Below are 19,026 nucleotides of genomic sequence, written 5' to 3'. Positions count from 1 at the left end.
GACACCCACAGCCAAACAGACACGCCACCCACAAACGAACCTGACCAAGCACTACTAGTGCCGCGGCAGGCAACGTTTGCCCTGTAGCCGTCGGCGGTGTCAGCTCGTGCTGGGTGCTGTGACGTGTTCGGCGTCGAGCTGGTGGTCCGCCCAGACGTAGCTTTCGGGAAGCAGGTCGGTGATGGGAACGATTCGGAGGCTGTCACCTGCGCCGACGATGACCGTGAGAGCTGGGAAGTAGTCGAGGAGAACCTGGCGGCATCGGCCGCACGGGGACACCACCCCGCGGTCGCGGTCGCCCACAGCGACGATGGTTTTCAGGTCGTAGGCGCCCTGGGCGGCCGCAGCGCCGATGACAACCAGCTCGGCGCAGGGGCCCCCGGTGAAGTGGTAGGCGTTCACCGCGGTGACTATCCGGCCGTCACGGGTGCGGGCCGCGGCCGCCATTGTGTGGTTGTCGCCCCGGCAGCGCGTGCGCGCGACCTGGGCCGCAGCTTGGATGAGTTCGTGGTCGACGGGCTGGGTCTGAGTGGTCATCTTCCCTGCTTCATGCGGTTAGGCGGCGTTGGCTCTGCTGACGATGGTGCGCAGGCCGACATCGGCGGTGTGCTTATTCCGACAGATGATGTAGCGGCGGATCATGCTGCCCTGTTCCTTGTGCTGGCGTGGTCGGTGCCGTCGAGGGCGAAGTAGCGCAGGGCGGTGAACTGGGCCTCGATGCGGTTGAGCCAAGAGCTGTTGGTGGGGGTGTAGGCGATCTCGACGTTGTTCGCGGTGGCCCAGGTGCCGACCCGCTGGCACTTCTTGGCGGTCAGGTGCGGGTGGAAATTGTCACAGACGATCGCGATACGGACCTCGGGCGGACAGAGAGTGCGCAGGTAGCGGCAGAACTCCAGGAACTGGGTGCGCTTCTTGATCGGCTTGATGTGGCCGTAGAGCTTGTTCTTGGCCAGGTCCAGGGCGGCGAACAGGTGCCGCACTCAGCCGTAGCGGTTGTAGGTCGCCCGCCGTTTGCGGCGGGGTTCGCGGGTCGGGGTCCTTGTGCTTGCCCCCGCGTTCGGCCCACTGCCGATGCAGTACAGCTAAAGCCTTACGATGCATGGACGATTGCGGTCGAAGGTTCGCCCGCTGGGCAGCGAACAGCGCCGCCCTCAACAGGCACCCCTGCAATGTGACTAGCATCACACATTCGCCCTGGCGGGGATCTTGTCCTGTCACGCTCAAGCCCCGTGCGGTCGTCTGACGGCCTCTCGGGAGCCGAGAGCCCTGAAACGACCCCCAGACATCGAGAGCCTTCTTAATCAGTACGCGCGAAAGTACTCCCAATATCACGCGCTCCGCCCATCGCGTCCAAGGCGCTTCATGACACGGGGAGTTGGCGCGCTAAGCTCTACCCGCTGTTCCTCTCCGCAATACCTCCGGCCGACGGCCAGGTTGGTCGGAACGCCCCAATACGGGCGTGCTGGAAGAAAGGAACAGCCATGCGGGACCGATCGTTGAGGAAGACTGGGAAACGCTGGCGAGAGCCAGACCGCTGGCAGGTGATCCTGTCGGCGCTCAGCCTCCTCGTCGCGGTCGTTGCCCTCGTGGAGCAAGTGAGGCGGTGAACCCGGCCGGCCACCTACACGGCCGGGCTCAACCGCCGCTCCGCGAATGCAGGCCCGGTCTGGTTGCAGCCAGGCCGGGCCGTCTCGTTTTGCGGAGCTGCTCAAGGTTCTGTTGCCGCACTTGACGAACAAGATGACGGACAACATGAGGCACAAACCAAGCTACACGGAAAACAGTAAGCCGAAGGAAATGCGCTGCTGAGGAGAGCCCTATGAGGGATGCCGGAATCGGCGCTGCGGCAGCCGACGGGGTGCGTCCTCCTCGATCGCCAGAGGTCTGTTGGTCGGGTTGATGGACTGCGCGCGGGGGCGTTCACCTGAGGCGTGCTCCACCGGGGCCGGAGAGCTGAAGGTTTCAGTGCCGGGTGCACGCTTTCCAACGGTGTTGGTGGGGTCTTGGGCTGTGTGCGGGGGTGTTCACCTGCGTTCATGGGCGGCTGGTCGCCGGGACATGGGCACGAGTGGGTCGCCCACGAACGACCGTGAACGTCGCTGATGGGACGGAAACTGAGACGGAGCCCGCTCGTAACTCGGGTGACGGTGGGCCGCAGTCGGCGTTAGCGTGCGGCGGTGATCAGCAGAGAGGGAGTACGCCTCGGTGCGGAGGCCGCACGTCGCCTGGCGCAGACAGGACTGTATGAGTTCGAGCCGGGGCTGACCGACGCCGAGTTCACCCGCATCGAGCGCGAGTACGGCTTCGAGTTCGCTGACGATCACCGGGCGTTCCTCGCGGCCGGCCTTCCGGTCAACGTCCCTCCCGAGGACGGGCAGACCTGGTCCAGGCCGTGGCCGGAGTGGCGCTGCGGTGATCTGGACAGCTTGCGTCGACAGCTCGCCTGGCCGGTCGAAGGTGTTCTGCTCGACGTTGAGCACAACGGGTTCTGGTACGAGGGCTGGGGCGAGCGTCCAGCCGACGGGCAGGTGGCACTGGATACAGCGCGGTGTCATCTGGCGGAGGCGCCGGTGCTGGTGCCCGTGTATGCCCATCGATACGTGCCCGCTGGTCGGGGAAGCTTCGGGCATCCGGTGCTCTCGATGTGGCAGACCGACATCATCTATTACGGGCTGGACCTGGTCGACTACGTGCACCAGGAGTTCGATGAGGCGCGAGGTGAGGCCGGCGAGAGCTGGAACCCGCGAGCAACGGTCCCCTTCTGGCGGGACCTTCTCTGACTCCTCGGGGTCCGTGGCCAGGCGGCGGGCGGCGCTCAGCTTGGGAAGCTGAGGTGATCTAGGGCACGCTGCGGGGCTGACCTGACACGGAGCGGGCCGACGTCTCGTGGGCGGGCGCGTTGATTCCCTGGTGTTCCCCGTGGTTTCCCCCACAATCTGGCACGCGGCTTGTCACCGACCACGTGGTGATGTCAGTACGGTCGTACGCAATGCGCGGCGAAACCGCACGCGGACATGGGCTATGACTTCGACCACCTGCGCAACTGAGTGCGACGCCGGCAGGTCGTGCCGCGCATCGCTCGCCGAGGCGCCGAAACGCCCAGGCGCCTCGGCAAACACCGCTGGGTCGTCGAGCGAACGATGTGTCCTGGCTGAACGGGTGCCGCCGACTACACCGCCGCTACGAGCGCAAGGCCGGACACTTCCTAGCCTTCGTCGGCTTGGCCAGTGCCCTGATCTGCTACCGACTCTTCACCCGATCGGGACATTCCTGGAGTCTCCAGGGGATGGCCAGGTAGCGGATGCGCGTCGGAGGTGCAGGGATGAACGTGACATGGGCGGCGACGGCACTGGAATCGGGACGGTACTCCGCAGTTGAGAGAGACTCGAACGTTAGGGAGCTGGCGGATCACTTCAACGAACTGCGCTCCCGTGGCCAGGGGTACCTCGAAGTCCGACTGCCAGGCAGTGAGTTTCCCCGGCTGACTCTGGGCTTTCAAGGTGATAGAGCGGTCATCCATCTGTTCGATGACGCTGAGAGGTCGTTCCTGTTCGTCGGAGACGGCACCGCCGCGGCGGATGCCGTGGTCGACGTCCCGGTCATGGATGACCTAGCTGCGCTCAGTGGCGACTTCGTCCTGACTGTCGATCGCGCATGGGCCCTCATGCACAACTTCATCGATACGGGGGTGCCTGGCGAACTGGGCGAGTGGTGTGAGTTGTAACGGCACGATCGCCAGACGTCCGCCAGTCGTCCAGTCGCACCCTCTCCTGGTGGTTGTGCGCATGCCAGAACACCTCGCGCTCAACAGAGGCTCCGCGAGCAGGAAGCTCCATGCCCTGCGGCATGGCCGTTATCTCGGCCAGCGCCACGGCGCCCGGCACATCGTCTATGCGGATGAAGACGCCGAAGCGTTGGCGACCGATGACCTGGCCAGTGATGCGGGTCCCCACGGGCAGAGCTGCGACGGTTGCTGCCCAAGCCCGCCGAATCGCTTCCCCCGCCGGCCCTTCCGGGCCCAAAGGCCATGCGTACTCATTCAGGGACAGATCACGACTGCTTCGAGAGGAGGACCCGGATGTGCACCCTTTGTAGCGTGACCTCTACGTCCCGAAGCAACTTGGGCGGACGTCCGACCTTGGGTCCGAGTGTCTCTCACCTGCTGCAATGGTGCGCAGGCGTCCGCGCTTGTCCGCCGCTGTTCTTCTGCGTTGTCACGCAGTCAGACACTCACTCGGGGCGCGACCCGAGGTCATCGGTCGCAGCCGGCTGCCGCTGGTCAGACTCGGACGGCCCAAAGACGGCCCCGTGCGGGGGGAACGCGACAGCCGCATAGCCAAGAGTGTCGCGGACTTCGGCTGGCACGTCATGGGCGTGGCCGACGGTGATGCCCCCGGCGATTGGTGCTACTCCATCGGTCTGTGGCACACACTGCGTAGTCCCGAGGTAAGCGTGTTCGGTCTTCCCTCGCAGACCGCGATGCGCGTGGCGGACGCCGCTGGGGCAGCGATACGGGACGGCAACTCGAGCCCGACCAGCGCCGGGGAGACGTCCTCAACGGCTACGACGTGGCCGTCCGGCCCGTGCATCCCAGTTGGTACTACGACTTCTTCGGCGCAGGCATCGACTTCTACCAGACCCCGCCACTGCCTATCACGCAACTGTTCTGGCCGGACGGTCCCCCTGGGAAGAGGGAGCGGACGAACGCTGCCGCACGAGTCAACCACTGCTCTGGATTCCAAAGGACGAGACCACCGGCCCATGGACCGAAATCACGTGAAGTCGGTGGAGTCTCAACGGGCGGCTCAACCCGCTTGAGCAATCTTGAAAACCGTCGTGGCAGCGATGTCACCGTGGGTTCAGTCCCACCGCCTCCGCGCGATGAGCAGTAAGCAGGGCTCCTGACCTGGGTGTTTGGTCGGGGGCCGTTCTCATGTCCCGCTACCGGGGCTGCCCAGTGTTCCCGCGGCTTCCCACTCGATCGGGCACGGCTGGGGCACGGGCAACTTCTCACTTCCGGAACTTCCGTGCTGTCCAGCCACAACGGGGACCGATGGGCTGTCCGGTCCCGGGAGATGCCTGACACTGAGGCGTCCCGGTCGTTGCGGACCGGCCGCCCCCACCGCCCCCGTCAGGCCGAGCGCTTGCGGGCGGTTGCCTTCTTCGCCGCCGTCTTCTTCGTCGCCGTCTTCTTGGCCGTGCTCTTCGTCGACGCCGTGCTCTTCGTCGATGCCGCGCTCTTCGACGCCGTCGTCTTCTTCGCCTGCGCCGACTTCGCCGTCGACTTCTTCGTCGAGGCGGAGGCCGCCGTCTTCTTCGCCGCCGTCGACTTCTTCCCGCCCGTCTCCTTGGGTGCCGTGGCCGACTTCCGTTGCGGGATGGATCTGACCTCCGCTGGCTCGCCGCGCGACTCCTTCGCCGCCCGCACGCTCTTCTCCAGGGCCGCCATCAGGTCCAGGACCTTGCCGCCGGCCGCGGGGGCGGGAGCCTCGGGGGGTGTCTCGCCGGCTGCCTTCGCGGCGACGACCTCCTCGACGGCCTCGCGGTACTCGTCGTGGAGGTCGTCGAGGTCGACCTCGCCAAGGGTGTCCATCAGGGCGTCCGCGAGGTCGAGTTCCTTGTCGCGGACCGTGACGGAGGTGTCCGGAGCGACGCCCTCCGGGGCGCGGACCTCGTCCGGCCAGAGGAGGCCGTGCATGGCGATGGCGTCGCCGACCACGCGGAGCATGCCGAGGCGTTCCCGGCCGCGCAGGGCGTACTTCGCGATCGCGACCTTGTTGCTGCGCTTGAGGGCCTCCCGCAGGAGGGTGTACGGCTTGGCGGCCGGGGCGCCACCCGCCTGGAGGTAGTACGCGGCGTCCATCTGGAGCGGGTCGATGCGGTCGCCCGGCACGAAGGCCACGATCTCGATCGTCTTCGCGGTCGGGATCGGCAGGTGGGCCAGGTCCTCGTCGGTGATCGGGATGATCGTGCCGTCCGCGTCCTCGTACCCCTTGCCGATCTCCGCCTGGGTCACCTCACGGTCCTCCAGCTCGCAGACCTTGCGGTAGCGGATGCGGCCGCCGTCCTCGGTGTGGATCTGGCGGAAGGAGATCGAGTGGCTCTCGGTGGCGTTCACCAGCTTGATCGGGATGCTCACGAGGCCGAAGGAGATGGCGCCGTTCCATATGGATCGCACGTGCAGCACCTTTCCGGGCAGTAGAGAGCGCTAAGGGACGGTATGAGCGGTTTACGGCGGTTTCGTGTGATTCTCATCGTATGACGCCGATCACAGAGGTGGAGGGGCGACGGCTCGCGCTCAGCAATCTGGAGAAGGTGCTGTATCCGGCGACCGGCTTCACCAAGGCCGAGGTGCTGCACTACTACGCGACGGTCGCCGACGCCCTGCTGCCGCATCTGCGTGACCGGCCACTGTCCTTCCTGCGCTATCCGGACGGGCCCGGCGGGCAGCTCTTCTTCGCCAAGAACGTGCCGCCGGGCACCCCCGAGTGGGTCACCACCGCCGAGGTGCCACGGGCGGAGGGGCCGGCCCGGATGGTGCTCGTGCAGGACCTGCCGAGCCTGATGTGGGCGGCGAACCTGGTCACCGAGTTCCATACGCCCCAGTGGGTGATCCAGGACCCCCAGGAGGCCGACCGGCTCGTCTTCGACCTCGATCCCGGCGCGCCCGCGACCGTCGTCGAGTGCTGCGAGGTCGCGCTGTGGCTGCGGGAGCGGCTGGCGGCGGACGGCATCGAGGCGTACGCCAAGACCTCCGGATCGAAGGGGCTGCATCTGTTGGCGGCGGTGCGCGGGGCGTCCTCCGAACGGGTCACGGACTACGCCAAGCGACTGGCCGTGGAGGCGGAGCGGACCCTGCCCCGGCTGGTCGTCCACCGGATGACACGGAGCCTCAGGCCGGGCAAGGTCTTCGTCGACTGGAGCCAGAACGCCGCCCGCAAGACCACCGCCACGCCCTACACCCTGCGGGCCCGGGCGGAGCCCACCGTGTCGGCGCCGGTGACCTGGGACGAGGTCGAGGAGTGTGGGGCGGAGGAACGGCTGGTGTTCAGGGCGGAGGATGTCATGTCCCGTGTACAGGAGTACGGGGATCTGCTCGCGTCGCTGTTCGAGGACGGGGGCGCGGGTGCGGTGCCCTGATCACGCAGGCCAGGCCACGTCAGCCCGTCCGGCGTCTGAGGACGAGGCCCGTTCAGGGCCGAAGCGGGGGTCCGGGGGCGTCAGCCCCCCAGGGACGGCAGCCCCACAGGGATGGTAGCCCCTAGGGACGGCACCCCCACAGGGGCGTCAGCCCCCAGGGACGGCAGCCAACCCGCGCAAAGTCACACATCCCCGCTGAAGCCCCACGTTCCGCGGTCCCGCGCCATCGCATGCAGCCCCTCCACGTCCGCCGGCTTCAGCACCCCGCCGGTCCGGGCCAGCCCGGCGATCTCCGTGTCCCGCAGGACACGGACCTCACGCGGTGGCGCGGCGATCCGCACGTCGGCCGGGTCCACCAGCGCCAGGACCGGGCGGACCTCGGCGGTCAGCGCGTAGGACGCCCGGTCGGCGTCGGCGCGGATCCGGCGCAGGAGTGGATACGGGTCGCGTCGGCCCAGGGTGACTGTCGGGTCGGCGACGACTACCCGCTGCTTGCGGGCGTACAGCGTGTGGACGGCGAACAGGCCGCCGGGACCGATGGTGAGGTGGTGGATGCGGTCGCCGCCGGGCAGGGGGACGGAGTGCAGGGTGTGCCAGCCGGAGCCGTCCAGCCGGTCGAGGGCCTCACCGACCGTCTGCTCGGCCGCGAGGGCGCGGCGGCGCGGGTCGGGGCGCAGCCGGTGGGCGGGGCCGGGGTCGCGCTCCAGGGCGACCAGGAGGGCCTCGCCGGGGCGGTTGGGGGCCAGGTCGTCGTCCGGGTGGAGGGCCAGGCGGGCCAGTTCGGCGGGGGTGGGGACCGGGGGCGGGCCTACCGTGACCTGGCCGGTCAGGAAGGGGCCGAGCGCCTCCAGGACGTCGTCCGTGCGGTCGTCCCGGAGCACGTTGACCCGGCCGGCCTCACGGTCGTACCAGGCGATGTTCCTGCCGTCGGTCAGGCAGACGTAGAGCCGCTCCTGGCCGTGGCGCCAGGTCGGTATGACCCGCAGTCCGCTCATGCACCATCACCCCACGACCATGGGAACAGGTGGGGTGCTCCAGGGGCAAGAAGGCGGTTAACGTGGGAAGGAGTTGGGCAGGCCCCAGGGACGGAGCGCGGTTGGGGAGGCGCCGTTGCGTACCCGCAGGAAGCAACCCGACGTACCGGCTCCGGACGCCCCGTGGAACGAGATCGTGCCCGGTCTGTGGATGGGCGGGCATGAGTTCCGGGGACGCTCCGGGGAGCGGGAGTTCGCGGTCGTGCGGGGCGAGTTCGACCTCGTCCAGACTCTGTTGCGGCTGCCCGGACACGGGCCGGACCGGGGCGTGAAGCACCATGTGTGGCCGATCCCCGACGGACCGCTGGACGGCACCCAGCTCGCGGGCGTGATGCGGTTGGCGCAGGCGGCGGGTGAGGCGCTGGACGAGGGGCGTACGGTCCTCGTCCGCTGCTGGCACGGCTACAACCGCTCGGGGCTGGTCGTCGCCCACACTCTGGTGCGCCGGGGTCACTCGGCGGAGGAGGCGATCCGGCTGATACGGTCACGGCGCTCGCCCTGGGCCCTGCACAACGAGCTGTTCGTGGAGTACCTGCGGGCGGGTCTGTCGACGGCCCGGCTGCTGGAGGAACTGGCCGAGTAATCGTTTCTCCAGGATCACTCCAGTACGCAAATAGGACTTCCCTACGAATAAGGTGTACGGGAATAAGTGTGCGGGGCCGCTCATCGCCACGCCTCCAGCTGTTCACAGGAGTCCCAGAGCCCCGTGCCACCCAGTCGCCCCAGTTGCCCCAGTCGCCCCGGTCGCGCCCCTCGCACCGCCCTCGCCATCGTCGCCGCGACCCTGCTGGCCTCGGCGATCTCGGCCTGCGGTGACGCCGGGGAGCTCAAGGGCGCGGGCCCGACGCAGACGGCGATCAGCCCGGACAAGCTGTGGCCGGATCTGACCCCCGCTTCCAGTCCGGCCTTCGAGATCGGCGAGGTGGAGACGAAGGTGGTGAAGGGCGTCGCGGTGCCCGGCGGTGACATCCACAAGGTGGATCCGGTGGAGGTGGTGCGCGCGGAGATCGCCGCGAGCCCGGGCGACTACAGCGAGGGGGCGTACGACGAGACGGCCCGCCGGATGGCCGACTGCGGCAAGAGCGGCCAGGAAGGGCACGGGTGCCCCGTCCTCAAGGCGTACTACCGCGACCTGACCGGCGACGGCCGGGACGAGATGACGCTGGGCTTCCGGCAGCTGCCCGGCAATCTGACCGCCGTGCGCGTCTACACCGTGCGGAAGGACGGGCTCGTGCAGATCATGGCCTACGAGGACGCCGTGAGCGGGGTCGAGCTGGCCGGCCGGTCCGTGATCATCCGCTCGCCGTCGGAGGTGGCCGGATACGAGTACCGCCTGCAGTGGACATGGGACCAGCAGCAGCACGCGATGCTGCTGACGCACGACGAGATGCTGCGCACCGGCGGGCGGAAGCAGTCGCCCCACCCGTCCGCGTCCTCCTCCGTCTCCGCCTCCCCCTCCTCCCCGTCCCCCTCCTCTCCCTCCTCCCCTTCCGTCTCCCCGTCCGCGAGCAGCCGATGAGGCTCACGCTCCCCCGGTGGGCCGGCACGCTCGCCCTGAAGGCCGCCGTCTTCATCACGGTGATGTGCTGTGCGCTCGCCGCGCTGCTCGGTGTCCTCGTGCACGTGTCGGTGACGAACCAGACCGTCGGACAGGCCCGCGCGCTCGCGCTGTCCCGGCTGGAGGACGCGACGACGGCGTTCGAGGCCGGGGACACGCTCGGCTGGGGGGCGAGTGTCGATCCGCCGGGGCTGCCCGCCTCGCTGCGGGCGCTGGCGGTGGCCGGGGAGCGCGGCACGATGGTCGCCGAGCACCGGGGGCGGCCGACGATGTGGGCGGCCGGCCCCGCCGAAAACGAGCGGGCCCTCGCGGTGGAGGTCGACTACTCGCAGAGCGCCCGCACCATCGAGGCCCTGGACAGCGCGATCCTGTGGTCGTCGGTGCTGGCGATCGGGGCGACGCTGATGGTCGGCGCGTTCGCGGTGACCCGGGTGACCCGGCGGCTGCACACGACCGCGCGGGTGGCGCGGCGGATCAGCGCGGGCGACCTGGACGCGCGCGTGGACGACCCGCGCACGAAGGATCCGACGCGACCGCAGGACGAGGTGGCGGCGGTCGCCGTGGCGCTGGACTCGATGGCGTCCTCGCTGCAGGGCAAGCTGCTGAGCGAGCAGCGCTTCACCGCCGACGTGGCGCACGAGCTGCGCACCCCGCTGACCGGGCTGCACGCGGCGGCCGAGCTGCTGCCGCCGGGCCGGCCGACGGAGCTGGTGCGTGACCGGGTGGCGGCGCTGCGCACGCTCACCGAGGACCTGCTGGAGATCTCCCGCCTGGACACCGGACGGGAGCGGCTGGAGCTGGACACCGAGGAGCTGGGCGCGCTGGCCGGGCGGGTCGTGCGGGCGGCCGGGGCCTCGGCTGCCGCCGGGGCCGGCACGGAGGTCCGGATCGTGCGGGACGCACGGGTGGAGACCGACCGGCGGCGCCTGGAGCGGGTGCTCGGCAACCTCGTCGCCAACGCGCACCGGCACGGGCGGGCGCCGGTGGTGCTGACGGTGAACGGGCCGATGGTGACCGTACGGGACCACGGGGACGGCTATCCGGAGTACCTGGTGGCGCACGGTCCGCAGCGGTTCCGCACCGAGGGCGACGCCAAGGGGCACGGGCTGGGGCTGACGATCGCGGTCGGTCAGGCGGAGGTGCTGGGCGCCCGGCTGACGTTCGCGAACGCGCCGGACGGCGGGGCGGTGGCCACGCTGACACTCCCTCACACACCGCCCTCCGGGGACGGTCTCCCCGGTGTCGCGGTGTGACGGACGGCCCGCGCGCACCACGCCCGAGGTGACGATCAGTCAGCTGCACCTCCCTCACGGGGTTTCTCCGTGTCCGTGCGCCCGACGCACGGCATCCGCGGCTTCGGGCCGTCACCCGGCCGGTGCGACCCGAAAACCCTTCCAAGGCTCACAAGCGTCAACATTTGGGTAAGTTCCGGACATGACGCAAGCCGGAGCCGAAGCCCTCACGCAGGCGCGCGACGGGTCGGACCCCGCGGTACGCCTCCCCCGGCGCCGCGGCATCGAGCTCGCCCTCATCGTCCTGGCCGTCCTGCTGTCCGTGTACGGCTACTGCGCCGTCGGCCTCGCCAGGAACGGCGCCGTCCCGCCCGGGGCCGCCGGCTACGGCGCCGGGCTGGGCGTGCTCGCGCTGCTGGCGCATCTCACGGTCCGCTGGCGCGCCCCCCACGCCGACCCCCTGCTGCTGCCCATCGCCGTGCTGCTCAACGGGATCGGTCTGGTGCTGATCTACCGCCTCGACCTGGAGACCCCCGGCGACCGGGCGGCGCCCACGCAGCTGGTGTGGTCGACGCTCGGCGTGGCCCTGTTCCTCTTCGTGGTGGCCGCCCTGCGCGACCACCGGGTGCTCCAGCGGTACGCGTACGTGAGCGTGGTCGCCGCGCTGGCCCTGCTCACGCTGCCGATCTTCTTCCCGGCGGTCAACGGCGCCCGTATCTGGATCCGGATCGCCGGATTCTCCATCCAGCCGGGAGAGTTCGCGAAGGTGCTGCTCGCGGTGTTCTTCGCCGCGTACCTGGCGGCCAACCGCACGGCGCTGGCGTACGCGGGCCGGAAGATCTGGTGGATGCAGCTGCCCACCGGCCGGGTCCTCGGACCGATCGTCGCGATCTGGCTGCTGAGCGTCGGCGTCCTCGTCCTCGAACGCGATCTCGGCACCTCGCTGCTCTTCTTCGGCCTGTTCGTCGTCATGCTCTACGTCGCCACCGGCCGCACCGGCTGGATCGCGGTCGGTCTCCTGCTGGCCGTGCTCGGCGCGGTCGCCGTCGGCCGGCTGGAGCCGCATGTGCACAGCCGGGTCGAGGACTGGCTGCACCCCTTCGCCTCGATCGAGGCGGGCCAGGGGCCCAACCAGCTCGCGCAGTCCCTGTTCTCCTTCGCGGCCGGCGGCACGCTCGGCACCGGCCTCGGCCTCGGCCACTCCGTCCTCATCGGCTTCGCCGTGAAGTCCGACTTCATCCTGGCGACGGCCGGCGAGGAACTCGGCCTGGCGGGCCTGTCCGCGCTGTTCCTGCTGTACGGGCTGCTGGTGGAGCGCGGCTACCGGGCGGGCCTGGCCCTGCGCGACCCCTTCGGCCGGCTGCTCGCGGTCGGCCTCGCCTCGATCGTGGCGCTCCAGGTCTTCGTCATCGCGGGCGGGGTGACCGGCCTGATCCCGCTGACCGGCATGGCGATGCCGTTCCTGGCCCAGGGCGGCTCGTCGGTCGTCACCAACTGGGCGATCGTGGCGCTGCTGATCCGGGTGAGCGACTCGGCGCGGCGGCAGTACGACGGGAAGGAAGCGCCGTGAGCCGACGCACGCGTCACCAGGTGACCCGGTCGAGACGCGAGGCGCGGCGGTGATGACCCGTCACATCCGGCACGCCGCCATCTTCTGCGCCCTGCTCCTGGCGGCCCTCCTGGTCAACGCGACCCGCGTCCAGGTCGTCCGCTCCGCCTCCTACGACGACAACCCGGCCAACCGGCGCGCCGCCATCGCCCGCTACGCCCAGCCCCGCGGCGACATCCTGGTCGGCGGCGCCCCGGTCACCGGCACCCGGGACACCAGAGAACAGCTGCGCCACGAACGCACCTACCGCGACGGGCCGTTGTACGCGCCGGTGACCGGCTTCTCCTCGCAGGTCTACGGCACGACGTTCCTGGAGCACTCCGAGGACGGCATCCTCTCCGGCACTGATCCGCTGCTGGCGCCGTTCCCGCTGTGGAACGACTTCACCCGGTCCCGGCCGCCCGGGGGGAACGTCGTGACGACGCTCAACGCGCGGGCCCAGCGGGCGGCGTACGAGGGGCTGGCCCGGCGCAAGGGCGCGGTGGCGGCGGTGGAGCCGGCGACGGGACGGATCCTGGCACTGGTGACGGCGCCGTCGTACGACCCCTCGGTGCTGTCCGGGAACGGGCCGGGCGTGACGGAGGCCTGGGCGCGGCTGAACTCCGATCCGGACCGGCCGATGCTCAACCGGGCGGTGCGGCAGACGTATCCGCCGGGGTCGACCTTCAAGGTGGTGACCACGGCGGCAGCGCTGGACGCGGGTGTGATCAGGAACCTCGACGCGCCGACCGACTCCCCCGCGCCCTACCGACTGCCCGGGACGACGACGAGCCTGACGAACGGGTGGAAGGAGTGTGAGAACGCCTCACTGCGGGACGCGTTCGTGTGGTCGTGCAACACGGTGTTCGCGAAGCTCGGGGTGGATGTGGGGCTGACGAACATGGTGGCGACGGCGGAGGCGTTCGGCTTCAACGCGGCGGATGTCCGCATTCCCTTCTCCGTGGCGCAGAGCACCTTCGACACCTCACTGGACCGGGCGCAGCTGGCGCTGTCCTCGATCGGGCAGTACAACACGCGGGCGACGCCCCTGCAGATGGCGATGGTCGCGGCGGCCGTCGCCAACGGCGGGCAGCTGCGCCCGCCGTACCTGGTGGAGCGCACGACCCGGTGGAGCGGGGCGACCGTCGCCACGGCCGGGCCGCGACCGGCACGGCAGGCGATGTACCCGTCGACCGCGCGGCGGCTGCGGCAGCTGATGACGGACGTGGTGCGCAAGGGCACCGGCAAGAACGCCGCGATCCGCGGGGCGACCGTCGGCGGCAAGACCGGCACGGCCCAGCACGGCATCGGCAACGCCGGGAAGCCGTACGCCTGGTTCGTCTCCTGGGCGCAGGCCGACCGGGACCTGGAACCGAAGGTGGCGGTCGCGGTGGTGGTGGAGGACTCGGCGGCCAACCGGCGGGACATCACCGGGGGCGGGCTGGCGGCGCCGATCGCGCGGGCGGTGATGGAGGCGGTGCTCACGTCGTGAGACGGGGGGTTCCGGACGGGACAGGTCCGTCCTAACGTTCGCTCATGACTGACGCCGCCGCCGGAACCGCCTCCGGAACCGCCGCTTTCGAACTCGCCCAGGTCAACATCTCCCGCCTCAAGTTCCCGCTGGACTCACCGGAGTTGAAGGACTTCGTCGACGCCCTCGACCCCGTCAACGCGGACGCGGAGGCCGCGGACGGTTACGTGTGGCGGCTGCAGTCGGAGGAGGGCAACGCGACCGACATCCAGGTCTTCGGCGACGACTGGCTCATCGTCAACATGTCGGTGTGGCGGAACACCGACGCCCTCACCGCGTACATGTACCGGGGCCGCCACCGGGAGATGCTCTCCCGCCGGCGGGTGGGGGTCCCCCCACGCCCTTAAGGCAGTGGGGGAGGTTCGAGCGCGTCCAGGAGGCGATGACGGCCCTGTGGTGGATCCCGGCGGGCCACCGTCCGACGGTCGCGGAGGCCGAGGCACGGCTGCTCCACCTGCGCGCCCACGGCCCGACGCCGTACGCCTTCACCCTGCGCACGTCGTTCCCGGCCCAGGGGGCGGAGCCGGTCGCCTTCGAGGTGCCGGAAGACCTGGGGTGCTCGGTCTAGGGCAGCCTCAGCCGGAAGGGGCCGGGCGCGGGCGGCCTGTTGTGGCCGCACTCGATCTCGTTGCCGTCGGCGTCCCCGACGTAGGCGGGCAGGCTCTCGGCGTGCACCGTCACGGTGCCCGGTTCGTGCTCCACCTCGAAGACCTCGTCGCCCGGGTGTCCGAGCGTCCAGATCACGAAGGTCTCGCCGGGCCGCATCCAGTGATCGCTGCCGTACGGTTCGAGGATCAGTTCCAGCAGTTCCTCGCCGGAGTTGCGCACCCGCAGCACCGGCACCGGCGTCTCGTCGGCCGTCATCGGCGCCGCCCTCCCCCGGGCAGCGGTTCCAAGACGAGGTCGTCCGGGTGGCGGGCGGCGGACCGGACGGCGAAGGGGACGGTGTCGTCGGCGGTCATGGGTGCCGACGGTTGAGCGCGGTGAGGTCGATGTCGATGTCGTACGGAACCGGCACCTTGAGCCGGTTCCGGTGGACCCCGTTGGGGATGTACGACCTGGAGGCGGGGTCGAGCTCGTAGACGTACACGACGGGGAGGCCCTTTTCCTCCTCCACCCGCCAGTAGTGCCGGATTCCCGCCGCCGCGTACTTACGGGGCTTCACCTCGCGGTCGCGGGCGACGGAGTCGGCAGAGACCACCTCCACGGCGAGGACGAGATCCTCCGGCCGGAACCACGTCTGCCGAGGACCGGTGTCGGCGTCGGCCCGGATGACCAGCACATCCGGCTCAGGCCGGTTCGTCCGGTCGAGTTTTACCGTCATCTCCCGGATGACGTCCAGTTCAGCCGGGGCCTGGTCCAGCAGAACGTTCTCCAGCAGGCGCAAGGTGCGCATGTGAAAGCGGGTCTGCGGACTCACGAAAACCAGACTCCCGTCGATCAGCTCCGTATGCGGAGGAAGATTCGGGAGCCGGTCGAGATCGTCCGCCGTCCAGCCCTCAGCCGGCGGACGGGGCCACTCGTAGTCCTCGTCCAGCCCGTACTCACGTGCGGCGCTCATGATCACTCCCATACCGGAAGCCTGGCGGACACGATCAGCCTACCCAGCGGAACTGACGATCGTCCGCTCCATCTAGTGGTCACTGAGCGAACCGTTGACGCAGAGGGATTGACGAGCTTGCTGACAGGCAGTCTCATAAGGGCATGACGACCCTCACGGAAGCCGAGGCGCTCGACGGGCTGCGTGACGCGCTCGGCCTGCTCAAGGACCGGGAGCAGGTGGCCGAGCGGCTGCTCGCCTCCTCCGCGAAGCACTCCTTCGACCCGGACGAGGAGCTGGACTGGGACGCTCCCTTCGAGGAGGGCAAGTGGTTCTGGCCGCCGGAGCTGGTGTCGCTGTACGACACACCGCTGTGGAAGCGGATGAGCGAGGAGCAGCGGATTCTGCTGTCCCAGCACGAGGCGGCGGCGCTGGCCTCGCTGGGCATCTGGTTCGAGATCATCCTCATGCAGCTCCTCGTCCGGCACATCTACGACAAGGCGGCGACGAGCGCGCATGTGCGGTACGCGCTCACCGAGATCGAGGACGAGTGCCGGCACTCCAAGATGTTCGCCCGGCTGATCGCGCAGGGCGGGACGCCGTGGTATCCGGTGAGCCGGGTGCACCAGAACCTGGGGCGGCTGTTCAAGACCATCTCCACCACGCCCGGGTCCTTCACGGCCACTCTCCTCGGTGAGGAGGTCCTCGACTGGATGCAGCGGCTGACCTTCCCCGACGAGCGGGTGCAGCCCCTGATCCGGGGCGTCACCCGCATCCACGTGGTGGAGGAGGCCCGGCACGTGCGGTACGCCCGCGAGGAGCTGCGCCGCCAGATGGTGACCGCGCCGAGGTGGTCCCAGGAGTTCACGCGGGTGACCTCCGGGGAGTTCGCCCGGGTGTTCTCGGTCGCCTTCGTGAATCCCGAGGTCTACACGAATGTGGGCTTGGACAGGCGGGAGGCCGTGGCGCAGGTGAAGGCCAGCGGACACCGGCGGGAGGTCATGCAGACGGGAGCGAAGCGGCTCACGGACTTCCTGGACGACATCGGGGTGCTGCGGGGGGTGGGGAGGCGGTTGTGGCGGTCGTCCGGGTTGTTGGCGTAGGTGTCCCGTCCCACCGCGGGGGCGGGCGATTACGCTGCACGTCATGACCCCCGCCGCCCCCGCCTACCGTCGCCTCAGCGTCGAGGAGCGCCGTAGTCAGCTGCTCGACGCCGCGCTCTCCCTCTTCGCGCACCGCGTCCCCGAGGACGTCTCGCTGGACGACGTGGCGGAGGCGGCCGGGGTGTCCCGTCCGCTGGTCTACCGGTACTTCCCCGGCGGCAAGCAGCAGCTGTACGAGGCCGCCCTCAGGTCCGCCGCCGAAGAACTCCGGCACTGCTTCGACGAACCCCACACCGGCCCCCTCCTCCCCCGCCTCGCCCGCGCCCTGGACCGCTACCTCACCTTCGTCGCCCGGCACGACGCCGGTTTCAGCGCCCTCCTCCAGGGCGGCAGCGTCGTCGAGACCTCCCGTACGACCGCCATCGTGGACGGCGTACGGCGGGCCGCGGCCGAGCACATCTACAGCCACCTCGGGGTGGCCGCACCCGGCTCCCGGCTGCGGATGACCGTGCGGATGTGGATCACGGCCGTCGAGGCGGCCTCGCTCATCTGGCTCGACGAGGACAAACAGCCGCCGGCCGAGGAGCTGCGGGACTGGCTGGTGGAACAGTTCGTCGCCGTCCTCACGGTGACCGCGGCCCGGGACCCCGAGACCGCCGACGTGGTGCGGGCCGCACTCGCGACGCGGACCTGATCGACACTGGTGCTGTGAAGAGCGAAGACACCCCCTTCGAGGGCGGCCCCATGGACGGCCGCGTCCTCCCCGTCCTGCTGGGCATCACCGGCCACCCGCCGAAGACGTACCGCATCCCCGTCCCCGACGCCGCGGGCGGCCCGCCGACCGTCCTGGTCTACCGCCGTGTGCCCCGCGGCCACAGCGGGAAGCTCGGCCTGACGCGGGGGTGGAAGTACGCGTACGACCCGCAGGGCGAGGCGGGCAGCCGGCTGAGGTGGCCGTGGTCGAAGCCCGACGCCACGCCGGGCGGCAAGCGGGATGACGCCGACGGGTGACTTCCTTGCGCCGAACCGCGCAGACCTGACACGCGGACCGCACCCGCACACCTGATGCTCGCCCTGCGGGGCGGAGGGGCCGCCCCCGTTGCGGAGGTGATGACGTGTCAGGAAGGCTGCTGCGTCGGGTCTGCACGGCCTGCACGACGACGGCGCTGGCCGCACAGGCCGTACTGCTCCCGGCGGTCGCCGTGGCCGCACCGGAACCCCCCGAGCCCCGCGAGCGCTCGGTGACGGAGCTGCTGACGGACCTTCAGAAGCTCTACCGGCGGGCGGAACAGGCCACCGAGGCCTACAACGCCACCGAGGAGAAACTGAAGGCGCGCAAGGCCGAGGCCGACCGTCTCAACGGCCAACTGGCGAAGACCCGTCTGTCGCTGCAGGAGAGCCGGGTCGCCGTCGGACGCCTGGCCCGGCAGCAGTACCAGAACAGCACCGACATCTCCCCCTACGTACGGCTGCTGCTCGCCCGCGATCCACAGCACGCGCTGGAGCAGGGGCATGTGATCGGCCAGTTGGCGCGGGAGCGGGCCGAGACGGTGCGGCTGCTGGAGGGCAGCGAACGCAGGACCGACGGACTGGCCCGCCGGGCCCGCGCGGCCCTCGACGAACAGCTCACCCTCACCGCACGCAGGAAGAAGGAACGCGACGACGTACGCCGCCGTCTCGACGCCGTGGAGAAGCTCCTCACCTCCCTCACCGCCGACCAGCTCACCGCCCTCGCCGCACTCGAACGCGACGGCGTCGCCAAGGCCCAGAAGACGTTCATGGCCTCGGGCGCCCTCAGCAGCGCCCGCCCCCCGTCCGCCGAGGGCGACCGAGCCCTCCGCTACGCCGTACGCCAACTCGGCAAACCCTACGAGTGGGGCGCGGAGGGCCCGTCCTCCTACGACTGCTCGGGCCTGACGTCCCAGGCCTGGAACCAGGCCGGAACCCCGATCCCCCGCACCAGCCAGGAACAGTGGGCCAGACTGAAGCGCATCCCCCTGACCGCGCTGCGCCCCGGCGACCTGGTCATCTACTTCCCCGAGGCCACGCACGTGGCGATGTACCTGGGGGACGGGATGGTGGTCCAGGCGCCGCGACCGGGAGCCAAGATCAAGGTGTCCCCGATCGCAGCGAACCCGGTACTGGGGGCTGTACGCCCAGACCCGAGGGGAAAGCCTCTACGGGACTACAAGCCGCCCAGACTCCCGAGCACGGCAACGGCGGGTTCGGACGAGGGCTACAGCGCGGAAACCGGCCTTTAGGGGCGCGGGGCTGGGACATGGTGCGGCTCCGCCGCGTGG

General features: G+C 70.0%; 17 protein-coding genes and 3 pseudogenes. 14 read left to right on the top strand and 6 right to left on the bottom strand.

Features of this window, described 5'->3' with window-relative positions; all coding sequences use genetic code 11:
* Positions 1–99: 99 nt before the first annotated feature.
* Together IE263_RS39120 and IE263_RS49060 are read right to left on the bottom strand one after the other, a co-directional pair.
* Entirely contained in the window at positions 100–537 is a 438-nt protein-coding gene (locus IE263_RS39120) for a cytidine/deoxycytidylate deaminase family protein (protein ID WP_189942848.1), read from the bottom strand.
* Between the two features lie 18 nt (positions 538–555).
* Positions 556–1,071 (bottom strand): annotated as a pseudogene (locus IE263_RS49060) (transposase); the annotation flags it as partial.
* A 1,106-nt stretch (positions 1,072–2,177) separates the two neighbouring features.
* On the opposite strand from IE263_RS49060, the gene IE263_RS39110 reads away from it, so the two are divergent.
* From IE263_RS39110 to IE263_RS50195, 3 genes and pseudogenes are all read left to right on the top strand, one after another.
* On the top strand, positions 2,178–2,780 hold the full coding sequence (locus IE263_RS39110) for a hypothetical protein (RefSeq protein ID WP_189942847.1): 603 nt from the start codon (positions 2,178–2,180) through the stop codon (positions 2,778–2,780).
* Positions 2,781–3,322: 542 nt separating this feature from the next.
* The gene (locus tag IE263_RS39105; protein WP_189942846.1) at positions 3,323–3,724 is read left to right on the top strand and encodes a hypothetical protein; all 402 of its coding nucleotides are present in this window, start codon (positions 3,323–3,325) and stop codon (positions 3,722–3,724) included.
* Positions 3,725–4,167: 443 nt separating this feature from the next.
* Positions 4,168–4,892, top strand: a pseudogene (locus IE263_RS50195) (DUF4262 domain-containing protein).
* Between the two features lie 239 nt (positions 4,893–5,131).
* Here the strand turns inward: IE263_RS50195 and ku are convergent.
* Entirely contained in the window at positions 5,132–6,178 is a 1,047-nt protein-coding gene (gene ku, locus IE263_RS39095; protein ID WP_189942844.1) for a non-homologous end joining protein Ku, read from the bottom strand.
* An 80-nt stretch (positions 6,179–6,258) separates the two neighbouring features.
* Between ku and ligD the strand changes: the two genes are divergently transcribed.
* Entirely contained in the window at positions 6,259–7,140 is an 882-nt protein-coding gene (gene ligD / locus IE263_RS39090) for a non-homologous end-joining DNA ligase (RefSeq protein WP_189942843.1), read from the top strand.
* 182 nt (positions 7,141–7,322) lie between these two features.
* Here ligD and IE263_RS39085 read toward each other — a convergent pair whose 3' ends face one another.
* On the bottom strand, positions 7,323–8,135 hold the full coding sequence (locus tag IE263_RS39085) for a nuclease-related domain-containing protein (RefSeq protein WP_189942842.1): 813 nt from the start codon (positions 8,133–8,135) through the stop codon (positions 7,323–7,325).
* A gap of 115 nt (positions 8,136–8,250) precedes the next feature.
* On the opposite strand from IE263_RS39085, the gene IE263_RS39080 reads away from it, so the two are divergent.
* From IE263_RS39080 to IE263_RS39055, 6 genes and pseudogenes are all read left to right on the top strand, one after another.
* On the top strand, positions 8,251–8,757 hold the full coding sequence (locus IE263_RS39080) for a protein-tyrosine phosphatase family protein (protein WP_189942841.1): 507 nt from the start codon (positions 8,251–8,253) through the stop codon (positions 8,755–8,757).
* Positions 8,758–8,880: 123 nt separating this feature from the next.
* Positions 8,881–9,693, top strand: a complete 813-nt coding sequence (locus tag IE263_RS39075; protein WP_229911400.1) for a hypothetical protein — start codon at positions 8,881–8,883, stop codon at positions 9,691–9,693.
* On the top strand, positions 9,690–10,985 hold the full coding sequence (locus IE263_RS39070) for an ATP-binding protein (protein ID WP_189942840.1): 1,296 nt from the start codon (positions 9,690–9,692) through the stop codon (positions 10,983–10,985). Before IE263_RS39075 ends, IE263_RS39070 begins: the two co-directional genes overlap by 4 nt.
* Before the next feature lie 181 nt (positions 10,986–11,166).
* Entirely contained in the window at positions 11,167–12,534 is a 1,368-nt protein-coding gene (locus tag IE263_RS39065) for an FtsW/RodA/SpoVE family cell cycle protein (RefSeq protein ID WP_189942839.1), read from the top strand.
* A gap of 52 nt (positions 12,535–12,586) precedes the next feature.
* A complete protein-coding gene (locus IE263_RS39060) occupies positions 12,587–14,044 on the top strand; it encodes a penicillin-binding transpeptidase domain-containing protein (protein WP_189942838.1) in 1,458 nt (485 codons plus the stop codon).
* 44 nt (positions 14,045–14,088) lie between these two features.
* Positions 14,089–14,651: pseudogene (locus IE263_RS39055) on the top strand (DUF3291 domain-containing protein).
* Here the strand turns inward: IE263_RS39055 and IE263_RS39050 are convergent.
* Together IE263_RS39050 and IE263_RS39045 are read right to left on the bottom strand one after the other, a co-directional pair.
* Entirely contained in the window at positions 14,648–14,947 is a 300-nt protein-coding gene (locus IE263_RS39050; protein WP_189942837.1) for a hypothetical protein, read from the bottom strand. The pseudogene IE263_RS39055 and the gene IE263_RS39050 sit on opposite strands and share 4 nt — an antisense overlap.
* Before the next feature lie 94 nt (positions 14,948–15,041).
* A complete protein-coding gene (locus tag IE263_RS39045; protein WP_189942836.1) occupies positions 15,042–15,644 on the bottom strand; it encodes a Uma2 family endonuclease in 603 nt (200 codons plus the stop codon).
* 143 nt (positions 15,645–15,787) lie between these two features.
* On the opposite strand from IE263_RS39045, the gene IE263_RS39040 reads away from it, so the two are divergent.
* The 4 genes from IE263_RS39040 (at position 15,788) to IE263_RS39025 (ending at position 18,987) form a co-directional block, all read left to right on the top strand.
* On the top strand, positions 15,788–16,726 hold the full coding sequence (locus IE263_RS39040) for an AurF N-oxygenase family protein (protein ID WP_189942835.1): 939 nt from the start codon (positions 15,788–15,790) through the stop codon (positions 16,724–16,726).
* Positions 16,727–16,769: 43 nt separating this feature from the next.
* Complete coding sequence (locus IE263_RS39035; protein ID WP_189942834.1) at positions 16,770–17,420, top strand: TetR/AcrR family transcriptional regulator; 651 nt, start codon at positions 16,770–16,772, stop codon at positions 17,418–17,420.
* 14 nt (positions 17,421–17,434) lie between these two features.
* Positions 17,435–17,737: a DUF8847 domain-containing protein gene (locus IE263_RS39030; protein WP_189942833.1), complete on the top strand. Its 303-nt coding sequence runs from the start codon at positions 17,435–17,437 to the stop codon at positions 17,735–17,737.
* Positions 17,738–17,841: 104 nt separating this feature from the next.
* On the top strand, positions 17,842–18,987 hold the full coding sequence (locus IE263_RS39025; protein ID WP_189942832.1) for a C40 family peptidase: 1,146 nt from the start codon (positions 17,842–17,844) through the stop codon (positions 18,985–18,987).
* Positions 18,988–19,026 lie beyond the last annotated feature (39 nt).

The organism is Streptomyces aurantiogriseus, assembly GCF_014649375.1.
In the GTDB taxonomy this organism is placed as follows: domain Bacteria; phylum Actinomycetota; class Actinomycetes; order Streptomycetales; family Streptomycetaceae; genus Streptomyces; species Streptomyces aurantiogriseus.
Note: the sequence above shows the minus strand (reverse complement) of the source record. Positions and strands in the feature narration are given on the sequence as shown.